This window comes from Sediminibacterium sp. (genome assembly GCF_019264485.1).
Lineage (GTDB): Bacteria > Bacteroidota > Bacteroidia > Chitinophagales > Chitinophagaceae > Sediminibacterium.
The window spans coordinates 66,019-84,273 of the sequence record NZ_JAHVAA010000002.1 but is presented as its reverse complement, the minus strand read 5'-3'; the positions used below and the strand labels follow the sequence as shown (position 1 = coordinate 84,273).

Annotated in this window: 14 protein-coding genes and 1 riboswitch; of the genes, 3 read left to right on the top strand and 11 right to left on the bottom strand. The window is 39.8% G+C overall.

The window, feature by feature from the left end; all coding sequences use genetic code 11:
* Positions 1-10: 10 nt before the first annotated feature.
* The 3 genes from KXJ59_RS00615 to KXJ59_RS00605 form a co-directional block, all read right to left on the bottom strand.
* The gene (locus KXJ59_RS00615; protein ID WP_295199991.1) at positions 11-733 is read right to left on the bottom strand and encodes a LytTR family DNA-binding domain-containing protein; all 723 of its coding nucleotides are present in this window, start codon (positions 731-733) and stop codon (positions 11-13) included.
* Positions 720-1,607: a histidine kinase gene (locus KXJ59_RS00610; RefSeq protein WP_295199989.1), complete on the bottom strand. Its 888-nt coding sequence runs from the start codon at positions 1,605-1,607 to the stop codon at positions 720-722. Before KXJ59_RS00610 ends, KXJ59_RS00615 begins: the two co-directional genes overlap by 14 nt.
* A 494-nt stretch (positions 1,608-2,101) precedes the next feature.
* The gene (locus KXJ59_RS00605) at positions 2,102-3,142 is read right to left on the bottom strand and encodes a histidine kinase (protein WP_295199988.1); all 1,041 of its coding nucleotides are present in this window, start codon (positions 3,140-3,142) and stop codon (positions 2,102-2,104) included.
* A gap of 151 nt (positions 3,143-3,293) precedes the next feature.
* Between KXJ59_RS00605 and KXJ59_RS00600 the strand changes: the two genes are divergently transcribed.
* Positions 3,294-4,763: a M28 family peptidase gene (locus KXJ59_RS00600; RefSeq protein WP_295199985.1), complete on the top strand. Its 1,470-nt coding sequence runs from the start codon at positions 3,294-3,296 to the stop codon at positions 4,761-4,763.
* 85 nt (positions 4,764-4,848) lie between these two features.
* Here KXJ59_RS00600 and KXJ59_RS00595 read toward each other — a convergent pair whose 3' ends face one another.
* The 4 genes from KXJ59_RS00595 to KXJ59_RS00580 form a co-directional block, all read right to left on the bottom strand.
* Positions 4,849-6,114, bottom strand: a complete 1,266-nt coding sequence (locus KXJ59_RS00595; protein WP_295199984.1) for an ectonucleotide pyrophosphatase/phosphodiesterase — start codon at positions 6,112-6,114, stop codon at positions 4,849-4,851.
* 68 nt (positions 6,115-6,182) lie between these two features.
* Positions 6,183-6,785 carry a phosphatase PAP2 family protein gene (locus tag KXJ59_RS00590; protein WP_295199983.1) on the bottom strand — a complete coding sequence of 201 codons (603 nt, stop codon included), beginning with the start codon at positions 6,783-6,785 and terminating at the stop codon, positions 6,183-6,185.
* 62 nt (positions 6,786-6,847) lie between these two features.
* A complete protein-coding gene (locus tag KXJ59_RS00585; RefSeq protein WP_295199981.1) occupies positions 6,848-8,104 on the bottom strand; it encodes a homoserine dehydrogenase in 1,257 nt (418 codons plus the stop codon).
* A 5-nt stretch (positions 8,105-8,109) separates the two neighbouring features.
* The gene (locus KXJ59_RS00580) at positions 8,110-9,291 is read right to left on the bottom strand and encodes a PLP-dependent aspartate aminotransferase family protein (protein WP_295199978.1); all 1,182 of its coding nucleotides are present in this window, start codon (positions 9,289-9,291) and stop codon (positions 8,110-8,112) included.
* A gap of 185 nt (positions 9,292-9,476) precedes the next feature.
* Positions 9,477-9,593, bottom strand: a riboswitch (SAM riboswitch).
* Positions 9,594-9,781: 188 nt separating this feature from the next.
* Between KXJ59_RS00580 and uvrA the strand changes: the two genes are divergently transcribed.
* Positions 9,782-12,661, top strand: coding sequence for an excinuclease ABC subunit UvrA (gene uvrA, locus KXJ59_RS00575; RefSeq protein ID WP_295199976.1), 2,880 nt, complete (start codon positions 9,782-9,784; stop codon positions 12,659-12,661).
* 73 nt (positions 12,662-12,734) lie between these two features.
* Here uvrA and KXJ59_RS00570 read toward each other — a convergent pair whose 3' ends face one another.
* The gene (locus tag KXJ59_RS00570; protein WP_295199974.1) at positions 12,735-13,223 is read right to left on the bottom strand and encodes a GNAT family N-acetyltransferase; all 489 of its coding nucleotides are present in this window, start codon (positions 13,221-13,223) and stop codon (positions 12,735-12,737) included.
* Between the two features lie 33 nt (positions 13,224-13,256).
* On the opposite strand from KXJ59_RS00570, the gene KXJ59_RS00565 reads away from it, so the two are divergent.
* A complete protein-coding gene (locus KXJ59_RS00565) occupies positions 13,257-14,795 on the top strand; it encodes an NAD(P)/FAD-dependent oxidoreductase (protein ID WP_295199972.1) in 1,539 nt (512 codons plus the stop codon).
* Positions 14,796-14,863: 68 nt separating this feature from the next.
* On the opposite strand, the gene KXJ59_RS00560 is transcribed toward KXJ59_RS00565, so the two are convergent.
* The 3 genes from KXJ59_RS00560 to KXJ59_RS00550 all read right to left on the bottom strand — a co-directional run bounded on the left by KXJ59_RS00560 (position 14,864) and on the right by KXJ59_RS00550 (position 18,251).
* Positions 14,864-16,219, bottom strand: coding sequence for a M28 family metallopeptidase (locus tag KXJ59_RS00560; RefSeq protein WP_295199971.1), 1,356 nt, complete (start codon positions 16,217-16,219; stop codon positions 14,864-14,866).
* Between the two features lie 203 nt (positions 16,220-16,422).
* Positions 16,423-17,703 (bottom strand): replication-associated recombination protein A, encoded by a 1,281-nt coding sequence (locus KXJ59_RS00555; protein WP_295199969.1) that lies wholly within the window; start codon positions 17,701-17,703, stop codon positions 16,423-16,425.
* Between the two features lie 32 nt (positions 17,704-17,735).
* Complete coding sequence (locus KXJ59_RS00550) at positions 17,736-18,251, bottom strand: hypothetical protein (RefSeq protein ID WP_295199967.1); 516 nt, start codon at positions 18,249-18,251, stop codon at positions 17,736-17,738.
* Positions 18,252-18,255 lie beyond the last annotated feature (4 nt).

Sequence of the window (18,255 nt, the reverse complement as noted above, 5' to 3'; positions counted from 1 at the left end):
TATAGTTTGATCATAGGGTAGTACTATTGTTCTCCATTAAGGCCTGGATAAGTTCCTTATATCCTCTTCCAATCGGAATGTTTTTGCCCAGTATTTCTACATCGGCAGCGGTGTATGCATCAATTTTATTTTTAGAAACAATAAAAGAACGGTGTATTCGAATAAATCCACTTTTGCCTAATTCCTGTTCAAGATGCGACAACTGTGTTTTTGTGATGATGGTTTTACCATTAGTCAGAAATATTTTTACATATTCTTTCAAGCCTTCTATATATAGTATGTTATCAAGCAGTACCCGAATTCTTTTCTTATTTACATTAAAGAATATGGATGGTTTTTCATTTTGAAACACCTGTTGTTGGGCAATAGGCGTTGGAGTCTGGTGTTGTAATTTATTTACAGCCATCAGGAAACGATTAAATTCTATAGGTTTTAAGAGATAGTCGAGCACACCCAATTCGAATCCTTGTAGTGCATATTCATTGTAGGCAGATGTAATAATAATCTGAGGGGGAAATTTGAGCATTTTTATAAATTCCATGCCTTTAATTTTTGGCATGTGAATATCAAGAAACATTAAATCAATTTTCTCTTTTTGTAATACTTCCATTGCATAAATGGCGTCAGTGCAAACTGCAACCTTATTCAAAAAAGGAACCTGTTGAATATAATCAGCCAGTATCTCGGCTGCAATTGGCTCGTCTTCAACAATAATTGTATTATATAGTTGCATTTTTTGACAGATTTATTGTTAAATGTACTTTGAATGTGTGCTCACTTGTCTCAATCTTTAAATCATGTTCAGGATATAATAATTCAAGTTGCCGTTTTACATTTTTCAAACCAATCCGTTCAATCGATTTTTCCTCAGTTTCGGATTTTGAATTTTCAATCGAGAAACTCAGCCGCCCTTTTTTTAAAATCGTATGAATGGTGATGTAAGAATTAAACCTGGTTTCACTAAGACCATGTTTAAAAGCATTTTCTACAAAAGGTATGAGGATTAAAGGAGTTATTTGCTGTTCCTGAACATCAATATCTTCCAGATAGCTAATGTTTAGCCTTGTGCCATAGCGTAATTGCTCCAGTTCAATATAGTCTTTAACTACTTTCAGCTCATCGGCGATGTTAATAGACTGTTGAGACGTTTCATACAACATGAATCGTAACAGCTTTGATAATTTCATGACTACTTCAGCGGTATTGTCATCTTTTTTTCTTGCTAGTCCGTAAATATTATTGAGTGTGTTGAAAAGAAAATGTGGATTAATCTGCGATTTCAAAAATTGAAGCTCCGCAGCAAGTTTTTTTCTTGCAGTTTCCTCTTCTCTCTTTCTCATCTGTAAATTAAGTCTTACCAGTTTGATGGCGAGGGCGGTTCCACAAACAAACACAAGCACAAAAGCATTATACAGTATAGATGAAAGACCGATTTGCGAAATGGCAGGTCCGGGAAGCTCATAAATGTATGGGACAACAAACAAATCGTTTAAAAGGGTAAACAGAATAGTGCAGCCTGATAACAGGAGTAATGAAACAAAAAATGTTTTTACCGTTCCCCAGATTTTTGAATTGAATCTGGTAACAACCGCAAAGAGGGAATACACCAATGGTATTTTGATGACAAGGAAAGTCAGTTGCGATTGTAAGACAATAGTAAAAATTTCCACAAAAGAAGCCGGATCTGCCGATTTGGGAAATGAGCTTACATTAAGATAGATTTTATAAGCCAGATAGGCCAGCCAGAATACGATATGTTGTAAAACTCTTCTTTGCACTGAATGTATATTAAGGGAGTGGGGTTGTTTATTTTAAAATTCACGCAAATCAGTGGTTATTCCCTATTAAATATACCGAATTTCAAAAAGTGCGTATAAATGACCATTTTGAGTCAATGAACATTAGTGGGTTAAAGCCAGTGAGTTATTGACGATTTATTGCTTCAACGAAGTGTAGAATGGGAGGCCTATTTAAAGGCAGATAGCTTACCTGTAACTCTGTTTGAAAATGATAGCAGGATTTTCTGCAAAATATATTTGAAGAATTTTTACTGTGACAGGATATAAAATGAACTGTGACTAAGCAGAATTGTATAACCCTTCTATAAAGGCAAACAAACCGAAGCAGTAATATATCCCTGTTTTTCTTCCACTACTTTCAAATTAGCGGTTTTGCCATATAAAAGGAATAACCTTTTTCTTATTTCATCCAGTGCTGAAGATTCATTTTCAAGGTATGACTGAATACTACCCTCACTAATTACGCCAAAACAATGCAGGTCTTCCTTATACTCGGAATATAATTCAAGATGGGTATGTTGTTTGCTGGTATTGATACCATATTTAATGGCGTTTTCTACGAGGTGTTGAATTACCATGGCCGGTACAGGCTGGTCAAGTGTATCTTCATCTATTCTGTATTCAACCTCCATCCGGTCTGAAAACCTTACCTGTTCAAGCGAAATATAATCCTTGATAATCGATAACTCTTTTTCAAAAAGTGTTTTCTCTGCCTTGTCTACCTGGATACTGCTGCGTAGAATATTACTGAGCATGGTAATGGCTGTTCTGGCCCTGGCCGGATTCTCGGTAACCAATGAACGTATACTGTTTAAACCATTGAACAAGAACTGTGGATTAATATGCGATTTAATGGTAGTGATTTCAAGTTCCTTAAGCAGGTTTTCCAACTTGGCTTGTTCTATATTTTGCTGTCTTGTTTTTTGAACATAATGATAAGTAAAATAAAGCAGGTTCCAAATCAATACAAAATGGAAATAGGAAAATGCAAAACGGATGGCAATATTCAAGAAAGAGAATTCTGAAAGATTCACAGACTGAATTCTTAATAACATTTCAGTTGTTACAATACAAATCCCTATCAGGAAAGAAAATAACAAAGACAATAATGTTAAAGCAATCAACTGTTTTTTAAAATCCAGCAACAGAATTTTTGCCTGCTGAATAACCATCCGCATTAAATGTGTGAGCCAAAACCCAATAAAAACATGTGTAAGTAGCTGTTCAAAAAAATTAGGCTGCGGCTCTATACGAATGGATAAGTAAAAGAAAATATAAATCAGACAATACAGGGTCCATCCGGTGACCTGAAATATCCAATATGTTTTTTTATGGCTACTCATCGGGGCTAAGATATTAAATATGCTTTTATGTACAGGATTATAGTGTATATACGGTTTTTAAGCGTCTTTAACCGGTGAATGGGCGGTTGGTGTATTATTGTTTAAAACTTCGCGATTTATCTATACATTTCATGTTCAATAATTCACCCTTATGAAGAAAAATAGCTGTTTTTTGTTACTGTTATCTCTTTTTGGAGCAAGTGTAAGTTTTGCGCAGGTTAAAGAAGAGTGGAACGGTATTTTCAAATCCATCAATGAAGAAGTTCAAAAGAACTCAAAAGCCTATCCTACGTTAAAAGAAGCTACAGAAACCATTGGACATCGCCTGACCGGTTCAAAAAATGGTGAGAAAGCAGAAGCATATGCTTTCCAATTATTGAAATCTTATGGTTTTAAAGATGTGCGCTATCAGCCATTTGAGGTAGAGAGTTGGAGCCGTGACACAGTAAGCGTGCATACAGGCGCCAATGTAAATGCATTGAAAGAAGTGAAATCAGTAACGCTTGCTCATTCGCCTGTAGCTTCAGATGTGACTTTAGAAGTTGCAGATATGGGGAACGGATTGGAAGAAGATTACCTCGCAAACCCCGGTAAAGCAGAAGGTAAAATTGCTTTGGTGTACCTGGGCGTATTGCCCGGTTCAAAACCAGGAACAAGGAGCTTGCATCGCTCAGAAAAAACAGCACTGGCCACAAAGTACGGTGCAAAAGGTATCATTATCATCAATACAGCTGATGGTGGTATTCTGCTTACCGGAACAGCTTCCGTAACAGGAAAACTGATTCCCATACCGGCAGTATGTATTGGTAAGGAAGATGGTATGGCATTTAAAGCAGAAGTTGCAAAAGAGAAACAGTTTGCGCATATTAAAATGACAAATTTCTCCGGCATAATCAAAGCACGAAATGTGATTGCCACTATTAAAGGCAAATCAAAGCCAAATGAAAAAATTATCGTTGGTGGGCACCTGGACAGCTGGGACCTTGCAACAGGTGCCATTGATAACGGAATAGGTTCATTCTCAGTACTCGATATGGCCCGTACATTCAAAGTATTGAAATTGCAACCCCAGCGTACCATTGAATTTGTAATGTTTATGGGAGAAGAAGAAGGCTTACTGGGTTCAAAAGCATATGTAGCAGCTGCTGTAAAAGATAAGAGTATCGACCAGATCAGGTACATGCTTAATTACGACATGACCAACGACCCTAAAGGTTATTCAACCACAGCGGAAGAAAGCCGTGAACTGTTTCAGGGAATTGGTGCGATTGCAAAAAGTATCGACACCAGTTTTACCAACCAGTTCAGAAGCGGCGCAGGTTTGCATAGCGATCACCAGCCGTTTATGCTACACGGTGTACCAACAGGTGGTGCTGCAGGTGGCAGATTACCTAACAATGCCGGCCCCTGTTATCATGCAGACTGCGATGCCTTTAAATTGGTGGATGAGCAGGGAATGAAAAACACCGTTCGTTTTAATACCATGTTATTGTTTGGAATAGCTGATACCGATATCATCAAAGCCAAACATTTTACCGATACCGAAACCCGTGATTTTCTCCTGAAAAGCAACCTCAAAGAACCCTTGAAGATTGCAGGTGAATGGCGTTGGGAAGACTAAGCGAACAGAGAAATAACGAACAGAGAAATAACGAATGAGAAAGTGAAAGAAGACTACTACTTTCTCATTCCTTATTTCTTATTACTTATTTCTCTGTTTTCAACACTTGCTCTAGTACTTCTTCCTTCCCATCAATTTTTGATGAATCATACTTCAGACCTAGTATTGTTGCAATCATTGGGTATATATGTATATTTTCAAAACCATCAATCTTCAGGCCTTTTTTAATGGCCGGTCCCCAGGCCTGAAAACTGGCACGCATATCGGGAAGAGTGGGGTCGTAGCCATGTTTACCGGGGCTGGTTGGTTTTCCCTGTCTGCTGAATATTTTTGGAAGTTTTGCGAGTAGTATGATATCTCCAATCCGATTGAAGCGATCGTCTCTGGATCCGTAGTGAAATTTTTCAGGCATATCTGCTTTCAGGTAAACATCATACTCCTTAGCCTCCTTCTTAAGTTGATCATACATTGCTGGTATTGCAGCAGCGTCTTTTGCATATAATTGTAGCACTGCACTTCCATTGTTAATGAAAAATTTTGCAGTATCAATGCATGGAGGATAAGGAAGGGTGTGCTGATGATCTACTTCTGTCATACCATGGTCGGCTACAAAAACAAAATTTACCGGTAAGCCGGATGCTTCTGCTACTGCATTTAACCTGCCGATACTTTCATCTACAAAGCTTACTGCTTCTGCTGTTTCTTTACTGTCTGGGCCATACATATGTGCCGCATGATCCACATCAGGAAAATAGAAACTGATAAAATGTGGTCTTTTGTCTGCCGGTAAAGACAGCCAGTGCCTTACTTTATCAATACGTGTATCAATACTTATTTTTTCATTGTAGATATAATGATAGGTAGGTGGAAGATTTTGAATGGGAGACTCAGAAGCTACCCAATAAAAACTGGCTGCGATCATTTGTTGCTGTTCTGCCAGTACCCATAAAGGAGTACCCCCATACCAGTAAGGATCTGCCACCATTTTTTTATCGGCCATGGTATAGGTTTGCTTCTTGTTAAGATCAAAAAAACTATTGTCAACCAGGCCATGGTGTGCCGGGTATAAACCTGTAACGATTGTATAATGATTAGGAAATGTAAGAGACGGGAAAGAGGCTGTCATATAAGCAGCAGTAGTACCTTTTTCTCTGAGTGATAAAAGATTTTTTGCCTGGTATTTTTCAGCAAAATCATGTCTGAATCCGTCAGCAGAAATAAGTATTACATAAGGCTTCTGTTGTTGGATAGCACTGTTTATTCTGCCCGGAACAATTTGCTCTGTTGTGTCCTGGCAGTAAATAGCTGAAACGAATAAGCAGCATAAAATAGCATATACCAGTTTTTGCATAGTGGAGATTTGTAAAGCAAAGCTAAGTGCTAACGGGCGATTTAGGGAATGCGTGTATGACTTTACTGTCAATTTTTACCCCATTTGTTTTGCAGGGCGACGGCGCAAATAATTGTTATTGTTGCAGAAAGCATGCCGCCTGCCAGATCTATGGGGAAATGCTGGGCAAGGTAGATCCTTGAATAAGCAGCCAGTAAGGCATACAAAAGACCAACAGGAACAATCCATTTTCTGTCAATAAAAAAACAGGCTATCAGGAAAACCGTAAAAGCAGTTGTGGTATGACCTGATGGAAAACTATTCATCGTGTGTAAATCAACACCGGCAACACTATGAAAAAGCGAACTGTCTGTAATGGCTAAAGAAGGGCGGGGGAGCCCTTTGAAGAATATATTCTTACTGAGTTGTGCAATCAGTGTTGAAATGATGATCGCTGCAAAAGCCAGTATCCAGTATTTTCTTCTAAAGATTAGAATTAGTAATGTAACAGGAACCCAAATGATGCCGTCTCCGGCATATGTGCAATACCTGAAAAATTGATCGGCGATTGAACCGAGATCGGTATTGAGCAATAAAAAAGCGTTTTCCTTTCCGTACCATACCGAAAAACTAAATAACAAAACACTCAATAATAAAGTAATGAGTATTGCCGTTTGTAGGTTTTTGGGCATATGGTGCTTTATGCTGTTCACAAAGCGAAGAAAAGGAAAACGCTGCTAACCTGCAATTCTGTTTATGATACACCCGCCAGTTCCAGGCTTTTTTTCTTGAGTTTAATGATGTCGAGATTATCAATAATCGGGTCATTGGTAAGTATCAGTGATGTATTATTGGCCTTCCACCATTCTTGTTCTGTTAATTTACTTACATGCAAAACACCCACGAGGTATTTTCTTTCTGCCTCTGCATGCCATTCTTCAATCCATTCGAATTCTTCACGTGGAATATATTTCCAGTCATCAAAGCTTAGGTATACTTTCAGGTAGAAATCGTTGGTGAGGGTATGGGGTTTGTGATGGTACAGTTTTTTGTACTCATATTTATAGTTATACCGTAAAGCTGCAATATCACTTAATACTGCAGAAGCGGTAGGGAAACTACCTGCGCCTTTCCCATAAAAAAATTGCTTGTCTGCAAATCCGCTTTCAATCACGACTCCATTGTATTCATTTTTTACAAAAGAAAGCGGCTCGTCCTGTTTGATGAATTGTGGTAATACAAAAGCAGCAACTGTTCCATTCTTTAGTTTCTTAGCCTGTGCAATAAGTTTGATATCAAGGTTTTTTTCCTTTGCCACCAGTGCATCACTCAATTGAATATTCTGAATACCACTGAATAATACTTCAGTTGGATTGGTTACAATACCATATGCATGGTTCAGTAAAATAACCCATTTGTTAAGTGCATCATACCCCTCTACATCTAATTTTGGATTGCTTTCAGCAAAACCCAGTTGCTGCGCCAATAAAAGAGCTGACTGGAAATCGAGTTTATCCTCGAACATTTTGGTCAGTATAAAATTCGTAGAACCATTTACAATTGCTTTGATGGAATGTAGCAGATCGTTGTCGTAATATTCCTCCAGGTTTCTGATTACAGGTATGGAGGCACAGGCTGATGATTCATATAAAAAAGATTGTCCTGTTTGTTCCTGTATTTCCAGTAATTCAGGTAAATGTTCCGCAATCATTTTCTTGCTGGCACTTACTACAGCTTTGCCATTGCGTAATGCGGTTGAAACAATTTCAAATGCAGCAATGGCATCATCAATTACCTCCACAATTACATTAATCTCGGGGTCGTTGAGTAACAGTTGCCTGTCTGTAGTAAAAAGTGAAGCAGGGGCATCTCTCTTTTTATCGGCATTCCTGATACATACTTTTTTGATACTTGCTTTTAAAGAGGGGGTTTGTTGTAATACTTTGAATAAACCTTCACCTACTACACCAAATCCAAATAATCCAATCGTTAACTGTTTGTGTGCTTCCATTGCTCTTATGCTATTGTGTTTGTTGAATATTGTTGTTGTTTTGAATAAATGCGGTTAAATGTATCAGAAAGATCAGCTATGAGGTCTTCTGTTTCTTCAAGGCCAATTGATAAACGTATAAGGCTATCTGTAACACCGGCTGCCCTTCTTTTTTCTGCAGGAATAGATTTATGGGTCATATTAGCAGGATGCGATACCAGACTCTTGATGCCTCCCAGGCTTTCTGCCAGTTTGAATAGCTTGGTTGATGTAACAAAATCAATGGCGGCTTGCTCAGTATCTTCTTTCAATGAGAAAGAAACAATGCCACCGAAGTTTTTGGCTTGTTTTTTTGCAATAGCATGATTAGGGTGTGAAGTAAGACCCGGGTAATACACTTTATCAACTGCAGGGTGCGATTCCAGAAATTTAGCTACTGCCAAAGCAGCACTGCAATGCTGCCGAATACGCAGGTGCAAGGTTTCAATACCACGAATCACCAGCCAGCTGTCGAAGGGCCCCAATACAGCACCACAGGCATTCTGTAAATATTTTAAACGGGCACCAATTTCTTTGTCTTTGGCTACTACTATTCCAGCAATCAGGTCGCTATGCCCACCCAAATATTTGGTGGCACTGTGTACTACAATATCAGCTCCCAGTGAAAGAGGTTGCTGTAAGACGGGTGTAGCAAAAGTATTATCCACGCAAAGTAAACAGCCATTGGCTTTGGCTACTTTAGCGATTGCGGCAATATCGGAGATCTTTAAAGTAGGATTGGTTGGCGTTTCCAGCCAGATCAGTTTTGTTTTTGGAGTAATAGCATCAACAATATTCGCTACATCAGAAGTGTCAACATAATGTACTTTGATGCCAAACTGTTCATATACATTATTAAAAAGCCTGAAAGCACCACCATAAATATCATCAACGGCAACAATTTCGTCACCCGTTTTCAATAGTTTAATAACATTATCGATGGCTGCAAGACCGCTGGCAAATGCCAGTCCTACTTCGCCATTTTCTAACTGTGCAATCAGGTTCTCCAATGTGGCACGGGTGGGATTGCCACTGCGAGCATAATCATAACCTTTGTTAATACCAGGTGCATCCTGTACAAAAGTAGAAGTCTGATAAATGGGTACGGCAATGGCACCTGTGAGAGGGTCTACCGGAATGCTGTGAATCAGTTGTGTTGCGTTGCTCATGTTAAACAGTTTGGTCCTTTCGCAGAAAGGAATGATGAATGTTGTTAGTCAGTGTTATTCAGCAGCAACAAATCGAGAAGGAGAGCTAACTTACCGGGAGCGCATAAAAAAAGCTCACCCGGTAAGTCAGATGAGCTTGAACTATGTAGAACGGTAAACCGTTTTTGAAATCAAACTTTTACTCTGACTTATCTCTTCCCGCTTTTAGCGGGATCGGATTTGGCACCTTCGTACCACTGAGTAAGTGATATGGGTTGCCAAGGCATCATCGGGCCAATTCCCTCTGCCTTTCTTGATAAGTTGTTGTTGAAAGAACTGATACAAAAGTAGGGTGCTGAGGATGAAATTTCCAAATCTGAACAAGAAATAAAATTGTTAATTCTCTGAAACCCTTTAATATAAGGCATTTCAGCTAATAAAATTTTTTCCTAACACTCGTTCGGTTACAACGAAAAGGCTGAAAGGATGTTCTTATCTTTACCTTTCAGCTATGGCAAAAAAGACCTCAAAAGAGAACGAAATAACTCCTATACAATTTCAGGATGAACAAATTTCCGTATTTGGTGCACGGGAGCATAACCTGAAAAATATCGATATCAGTATTCCTAAAAACAAACTGATTGTTTTTACAGGTGTAAGTGGAAGTGGCAAATCATCACTCGCTTTTGATACCATTTACAATGAAGGACAGCGAAGGTATATGGAAAGCTTCAGTGCCTATGCCCGCCAGTTTATGGGCGATATGGAAAGACCGGATGTAGATAAAATAACCGGACTCTCACCTGTTATCTCCATCGAACAAAAAACAACCAATAAAAATCCACGATCAACAGTAGGTACGGTAACGGAAGTATATGACTTTATGCGTTTGTTATTCGCAAGAATAGGGGAAGCATATAGTTATAATACCGGTAAAAAAATGGTCAAGTTCAGCGAAGAAGAAATCGTTGACAATATTTTTCAGAAATACAAACAGAAAAAGATCACTTTACTGGCGCCATTGATTCGAGGTAGAAAAGGTCATTACAGAGAGTTGTTTGAGGACATCCGCAAAAAAGGATTTCTGAAAGTAAGGGTTGATGGAGAAATAATCGATCTCACACCCAAATTGCAGGTAGATCGATATAAAATACATGATATTGAAGTAGTGATAGACCGCTTACAGGTAACAGACGATATGCGTGTTAGACTGAGCCAGAGTGTGCAGCAGACCCTGAAAATGGGAAAGGATCTCATGTTTCTCCTCATCAACGATACCAGTAAGGTTGTACAGTATTCCAAGCAATTGATGTGTGAAGAAACGGGAATTAGTTATGAAGAACCTTCACCCAATGCTTTTTCCTTTAACTCACCTTATGGAGCCTGCCCTGTTTGTAAAGGTCTGGGTAATGTGTATTCGGTGAGTATGGAAGCGGTAATACCGGATCGTTCCCTGAGTATAAAAGAAGGAGGTATAGCACCATTGGGTGAACAGCGTGATGCGTATATGTTCAGGAATGTAGAAACACTTGCAAAAAAAAATAAAATCAGTCTGGATAAACCCATCAAGGAAATACCTGAGAAATCACTCAATATTCTGCTTTATGGAAATGCTGATGGTATTACAGAAGAAACTATCGATATGGATGAAGTGTCAACAGGAACGCCCTATGAAGGAGTTTTTGAAGGTATCATACCCATGCTTAAAAGATGGTTTACAGGAACCAGCAGTAGCGAAACTCTTCGGGAATGGGTAGAGAAATTTATGGAATTAAAAACCTGTGGTGACTGTAAGGGAGCAAGACTGAGAAAAGAAAGTCTCTGGTTTAAAGTTGATGAAAAAAATATCTCTGAACTCAGTAACCTGAACCTTGATAAACTTCATAAGTGGTTTGATGGTATTGAAAAAAGACTCGATAACAAGCAAAATGTTATTGCCAAAGATATCCTGAAAGAAATCAGGGAGCGTTTACAGTTTTTACTGGATGTAGGACTCACATATCTGTCCTTGAACCGGCCATCGAGAACATTGAGTGGTGGAGAATCACAGCGAATCAGGCTTGCTACACAGATCGGCTCGCAGTTGCAGGGTATCACTTATATATTGGATGAACCTTCCATCGGATTGCATCAGCGCGATAACCAGCAACTCATCAAAGCCTTACAAAACCTACGCAATATTGGGAATACTGTATTAGTTGTAGAACATGATAAGGATATAATGCTGGCAGCCGACCACCTGGTTGATATTGGCCCAAGGGCAGGTATTTACGGTGGACAAATTGTGGCAGCAGGAACACCGGCAGATGTTTTAAAGAGTCATTCTGAAACAGCACAATACCTGAACGGCAAAAAAAGTATTGAGATACCGGCAGAGCGAAGAAAAGGCAACGGGAAATTACTGGAACTGAAAGGGGCAGGTGGTAATAACCTGAAAAATGTAAATGTGCAGTTTCCTTTGGGTAAACTGATTGTGGTGAGTGGGGTGAGTGGTAGCGGTAAGTCGACCCTGATCAATGAAACCCTCTATCCGTTATTGTCGAAACATTGTTACAACAGCAGGGTAACACCAATGGAATTCAAAAGCATCAAGGGTCTTGAGCATATTGATAAAGTGATTGAAATTGACCAGTCGCCTATTGGCCGAACACCACGAAGCAATCCTGCTACTTACTGTGGATTCTTTACAGAAATCAGAACCTTATTTGCATCTGTACCTGAAGCAAAAATCAGGGGATATAATGCAGGACGATTCTCTTTCAATGTAAAAGGAGGGCGTTGCGATATGTGTGAAGGTGGTGGAATGCGTGTAATAGAAATGAATTTCCTTCCAGATGTATATGTGCATTGTGAAAAGTGTAATGGTAAGAGATATAACAGAGAAACACTTGAAATACGTTATAAAGGAAAATCGATCAGCGATGTTTTAAACATGACGGTTGATGAAGCCTGCGATTTTTTTCAACCGGTACATTACCTGTTTAGAAAAATAAAAGTGCTGCAGGATGTAGGACTCGGTTATATTACTTTAGGTCAATCGGCCGTAACGCTTAGTGGTGGTGAAGCTCAACGCGTGAAACTGGCAACAGAGCTGGGTAAAAAAGATACCGGAAAAACATTTTATATTCTCGATGAACCCACAACCGGTCTGCATTTTCAGGATATACGTCACCTGCTTGATGTGTTGAATAAACTGGTAGACAGAGGAAATTCTGTACTGGTCATTGAACATAACCTTGATGTAATTAAAGTAGCAGATCATATCATTGATCTTGGCCCGGAAGGTGGTGATGGTGGTGGTATTATTTTATTTGAAGGCACACCGGAAGAAATGATCCACAACAAAAAAAGTCATACGGCGAGGTTTGTGAAGGAGGAACTAAAGGGGTAAGCTACAGGCTATAAGATACGAGTCACAAGATACAAGTCACAAGATACAAGTCACAAGATACGAGGTGCAGGGTTTAAAATTCTCTTCTTGTATCTTGAGGCTTGAAACTTGCATCTTTTTTTAGCATTTCAATATGCGGAATATTATCCTCCAGATACATTTCACTTACCTGTACAAAACCCAATGATTCATAAAACTTCTGGAGATATAGCTGTGCACCAATCCGTATAGGTTGGTGACCAAATAATTGATAAGCTGTTTCAATGGCATTCTTCATAAGTTCTTTTCCGGCTCCGGTACCCCTGTACGCAGGTGAGCTGACTACCCGGCCAATTGAAATTTCTTCGAAAGCAAGTCCGGCGGGTAATAAACGGCTATAAGCAACGAGTTTATTGTCATCCCAGCCCATCAAATGCCAGGAATGCAGATCCTTACCATCCGGATCGAGATATGGGCAATTTTGTTCCACTACGAATACCTCACTTCTCAAATGCATAATGGCATACAATTCATGTGGAGAAAGCTCATTAAAGCTTTTATGGTACCAGTTGTATAGGCTCATGGCGGAATAAATAGATGAACAGGGGCAAAAATAGTGGTAGTACCATATTTATTTCACAACTTTGGCCCGCTGACGAAAATATATTTTCAGCGATTCAGGTATATGAAAAAAAGAATTGCCATTATTGGTGCCGGCCCGGCGGGATTAACTGCAGCGTATTTACTGGCCAAGGACGGACAATCAGTTACTGTTTTTGAGAAAGATCCGCAATATGTGGGTGGAATCTCGAGAACAGAGTCTTATAAAGGCTTTCATTTTGATATTGGCGGCCACCGCTTTTTTTCAAAATCAAAGGAAGTGGAAGATTTCTGGACAGAAATATTAGGTGATGAAATGCTGGAACGACCCAGAAGTTCGCGGATTTATTACAACCATAAATTCTTTTCTTATCCGCTCGTTGCATTTGAAGCATTGAATAAACTGGGAATCATTGAAAGTGGTCTTTGTGTGCTCAGTTATCTCAAAGCAAAAGCCTTCCCCATAAAAAATCCAACCAATTTTGAAGATTGGGTAACCAATCAGTTTGGTCAACGGCTTTTTAATATTTTTTTCAAAACATATACAGAAAAAGTATGGGGTATTCCCTGTAAAGAAATAAGTGCCGATTGGGCTGCACAGCGAATCAAAGGATTGTCGTTAAGCAGTGCTATCTGGAATGCATTGTTCAAGCCCGTGAGGAAAGCGGGTGATAAGGATAAAGTTATCAAAACCCTGATCGATTCTTTCCGTTACCCCAAGCAGGGGCCGGGAATGATGTGGGAAGTATGCGCCGAAAAAGCAAAAGCCAATGGTATGGTATTGGAAATGAATTGCGGTGTACAGCAAATTCAAATAGAAAACGGAAAATGGTCAGTGCAAACAAATACGAAAGGCAGTTTTACTGATTTTGATTATGTGCTTTCTTCTGCACCCATGCGCGAACTGGTAGCCAGCGTATCACCGGCTTTTTCAACACCCGTTTTACAATCGGCAGCAGCACTGGGATACCGTGATTTTCTCACTGTTGTATTGATCTGTAAAGATGAAGATGCATTTAGTGATAACTGGATTTATATTCACGACCCGAGTGTAAAAGTGGGAAGGGTACAAAACTTTAAATCATGGAGCCCATACATGGTGCCCGATCCTGCGATGGCCTGCTACGGACTTGAATATTTCTGTTTTGAAGGCGATGGTTTATGGACGAGCAGCGACGATGTTTTGATTGAATTGGGTAAAAAGGAAATAGAAAAAATCGGACTTACAAAAGGCAGTGCTGTGGTAGATGGGTATGTGGTTCGCCAGCCAAAAGCTTATCCTGTATACGACCAGGATTATAAGGAACATGTTGAGAATATTCGTCAGGCCATTAAAGCGTATCCGGGGTTATACCTGGTGGGAAGAAATGGCATGCATAAATACAATAACCAGGATCATAGTATGATGACGGCTATGCTGGCTGCTAAAAACATCATTGCAGGTAATGAGTTGTACGATTTGTGGGAAGTAAACGAAGATGCCGAATACCATGAAGGTGGTAACAGGGGAGCAGAAGATAAAGTGGCAGGAAGAATGGTACCTGGGAAAGTATAGGAATAGTTAAGCCACAGATTCGCAGATTACCGTAATCAGTGAATCTGTGGCTTAAAATCAATTCAATTTTATCTGCCTGGTACAGGAATCACGGGCAAACTCTCATTGCCGGATTCATTAACACTCTGTACTGCAAAGAAATAATTGTCTTTAGAATAAGGTAACTGATACGATTTTTCGGTCGTAAATATTTTCTTCTGCCATACGGGGCTTGTAGTTTCACGCATCAGAATATAATATCCTTTTACTTTCCCTGTTTTTGGTGCAGACCAGGTAATCAGACTATAATTACTTAAGCGGCGCGTTTCAATTTTTACCTCTTCCGGCATGGCAGGTGCTTTCGACAGATTAGCAAGATTGCTCAGGTTCATTGCTGTGTTCTTACGCAGGTATTCATAATCCATAAATTCCGGGAGATCGCCATACTGTATACCATTTTCCAAACGTACGTTCTGGTGCTGGTGGTAATAGTTTTCATTCATTTCAGTAAAACGAACAGCTGCATACCCCTGTTCAATAAATGAAGTATGATCGCCGCCACGCAGAAAACGGTCGTTGCGATAAATCATTACTACTTCAAGATTGTCTACATAGCGTTCACCAATTTCTTTCGTATACCTTGCCAGTTGACGTGCTTTACCGTCATTCTCCAGACCTAACTGACGGATATTACGAATGTTCTTTTCTGTTTCATAAGCAGGAATACCTTCACTGAATACACGTATACGGGTATTATCGATGATATTGGTTTCACTGGTATTATTGCTACCCATGATATCGTTGTTCAAAACGGCTTCGATATTCCAGTTCTCTTTTCTGGCTTTTGTTGCCATGAATCTGGCGCCCAGCAATCCCTGTTCCTCACCACTTACTGCTACAAAAATGATGGTAGCCGGGAAACTACGCTGACTCATTATCCTTGCACTTTCAATGACTGCTGCTGTACCACTTCCATCGTCATTGGCACCAGGAGCATCACCAATACGATCCATTACACTGGTACGCATATTGTCGAGGTGGCCACTGATGACAAAAATTCTTTTATCTGCTGTATCAGTTCCTTTCAGAATGCCCATTACGTTGCCTAATAGTATCGTTGTATCAACCCTTCCACCCTTTTGAAGGGTAGTTGTATCGATAAAAGCAGTTAACCTGCCATTCGATTTTTTTGCAAACTCATTAAATTTTTGCAATACCCAGTTCCTTGCAGCGCCGATACCCCTGTTGGGGTCTGTTTGCGTGCTGAGTGTATTCCTGGTGCCAAAGCTTACCAGTTTATAGATATATGCTTTCAGGGAATCTGTATTCACTTCTTTTACCATTGTCTCAATCTCGGGGTCGCGTTGAACAATGGTTTGTGAATGGCTAATATTGGTAAGACCAACAAAACCGGTAAGAATAAATAATCGTAGTAATTGTTTCATAAGACAGAATTGGGTACTAAATCTATGAATAACAAGGCTTATAACCACTTGTTTAGTGGAAGAGTCGGTAAAAGAGGTATTGATTAGGGTGAAAATGCAGTAATATCTTCTCCGCGTAACCTCTGTTAACTCTCGTTCTCTGCGGTGAATTTAAATTTGTTATTCACCGCAGAGAACGAGAGGACAGGGAGTTTTCGCAGAGGTTAGTAGTTGTATTTATCTTTCCATCTTTCTTTGAGGAATTTACGGAGCTCCTGTTCACGGGCGTTGTTACCAGGCTCATAGAATTTGGTGCCGGCAATTTTTTCAGGCAGGTATTCCTGCGGAATAAAATTGCCTTCTCCCATATGAGAATATTGGTAATCTTTTCCGTAATTCAGGTTTTTCATGAGTTGGGTAGGGGCGTTCCGTATATGGAGTGGAACGGGGAGGTCACCCTGTTGTTGTACTGCTGCAAGTGCAAGGTTGATGGCCATATAAGATGCATTACTTTTTGCAGATGATGCCAGATAAGTGGCGCATTGCGAAAGAATGATCCTGCTTTCGGGGTAACCAATTTTATTCACCGCATCAAAAGTAGTATTGGCCAAAAGGAGCGCATTGGGATTGGCATTGCCTACATCTTCACTTGCAAAAATAACCATACGACGGGCAATGAATTTTACATCTTCTCCGCCTTCAATCATCCTCGCCAACCAGTAAACTGCTCCATTCGGATCGCTGCCGCGCATACTTTTGATGAATGCCGAAATAATATCATAATGCTGCTCTCCCTGTTTATCGTAGAGGGCTACTTTTTTTTGAGCCACTTCCATCACCAATGCATCGGTAACGGTAATATCTTTTGTATTGTTTTGTTTGAGGCTGGCTGTTTGAACCACCAGTTCAAAAAGGTTCAACAATTTACGTGCATCACCACCAGAAATATTGATCAATGCAGTTGTTTCTTTTAATTGAATCTTGTACGACCTGAGTATGGTATCTTTTTCCGCTACCTGTTGCAAAAGGCGGATCAGGTCATCGTCCTGTAAAGCTTTTAATACATATACCTGACAACGGCTCAGCAAGGCACTGTTTACTTCAAAAGATGGGTTTTCTGTGGTGGCACCAATTAAAGTAATGATGCCTTTTTCAACAGCTCCCAGCAAAGCATCCTGCTGTCCTTTGTTAAAACGATGTATCTCATCAATAAACAATACAGAACCAGCTTTGTGTTTGGCTTCTTCAATTATTTCCCGAACATCTTTTACACCGCTGCTGATGGCACTCAACTGAAAGTAGGGAGCCTGTAAACTATGTGCAATAATATTGGCAATGGTTGTTTTACCAACACCGGGAGGTCCCCATAACAACATGGACGGTATCCTGCCATTCTCAATTGATGTTCTGAGGATACTCCCCTTGCCGGTGAGGTGTTCCTGCCCCACCAGGTCATCTAATAAAACCGGGCGCATTCTCTCTGCTAAAGGTGTTGTTGTATTCACTTTTGTAAAATACAAAAAAGGGGAGAGATTCTTTATTGATTTGTTGGTGGCACAAACAGGTGCCCGAATTTTTTCACCATACGGAGCCCAAGTATCACATGGGCAACGATAATGATGCTTGCAATCAGCATAAAACCGGCAACCGTTTTCAGGATTGAAATGATGAGTTCTGGTTTTATTCCTTTGGGTAAGTTGGGTTGCGAATCGATCATTTGTGTTACAAAGTCGTTCAGCGCCACAGGACCTAATGAAAGAATGCCGATGGCATTGATAAAAAACATACCTCCCATTACGAGGCTTACATACGCATTTACTTTGATCCAGTCTTTGAGTGAGGGTTTACATCTTGCATTACGTTCAATACCGGAACTGAGAAATTTAAAACTGGAAAAAGTATAAATAACAATGCTGGCAAATAAAAACAGCATCAGCCACATGGATGGATTCATGAGGGCTGGAATCAGTATGAGGAAACCCATTAATCCGAAAAGACAGGCGATGGGAATCATGATGTAAGAGAGGATACGGAAAATTTTCAATGCCGGCATACAT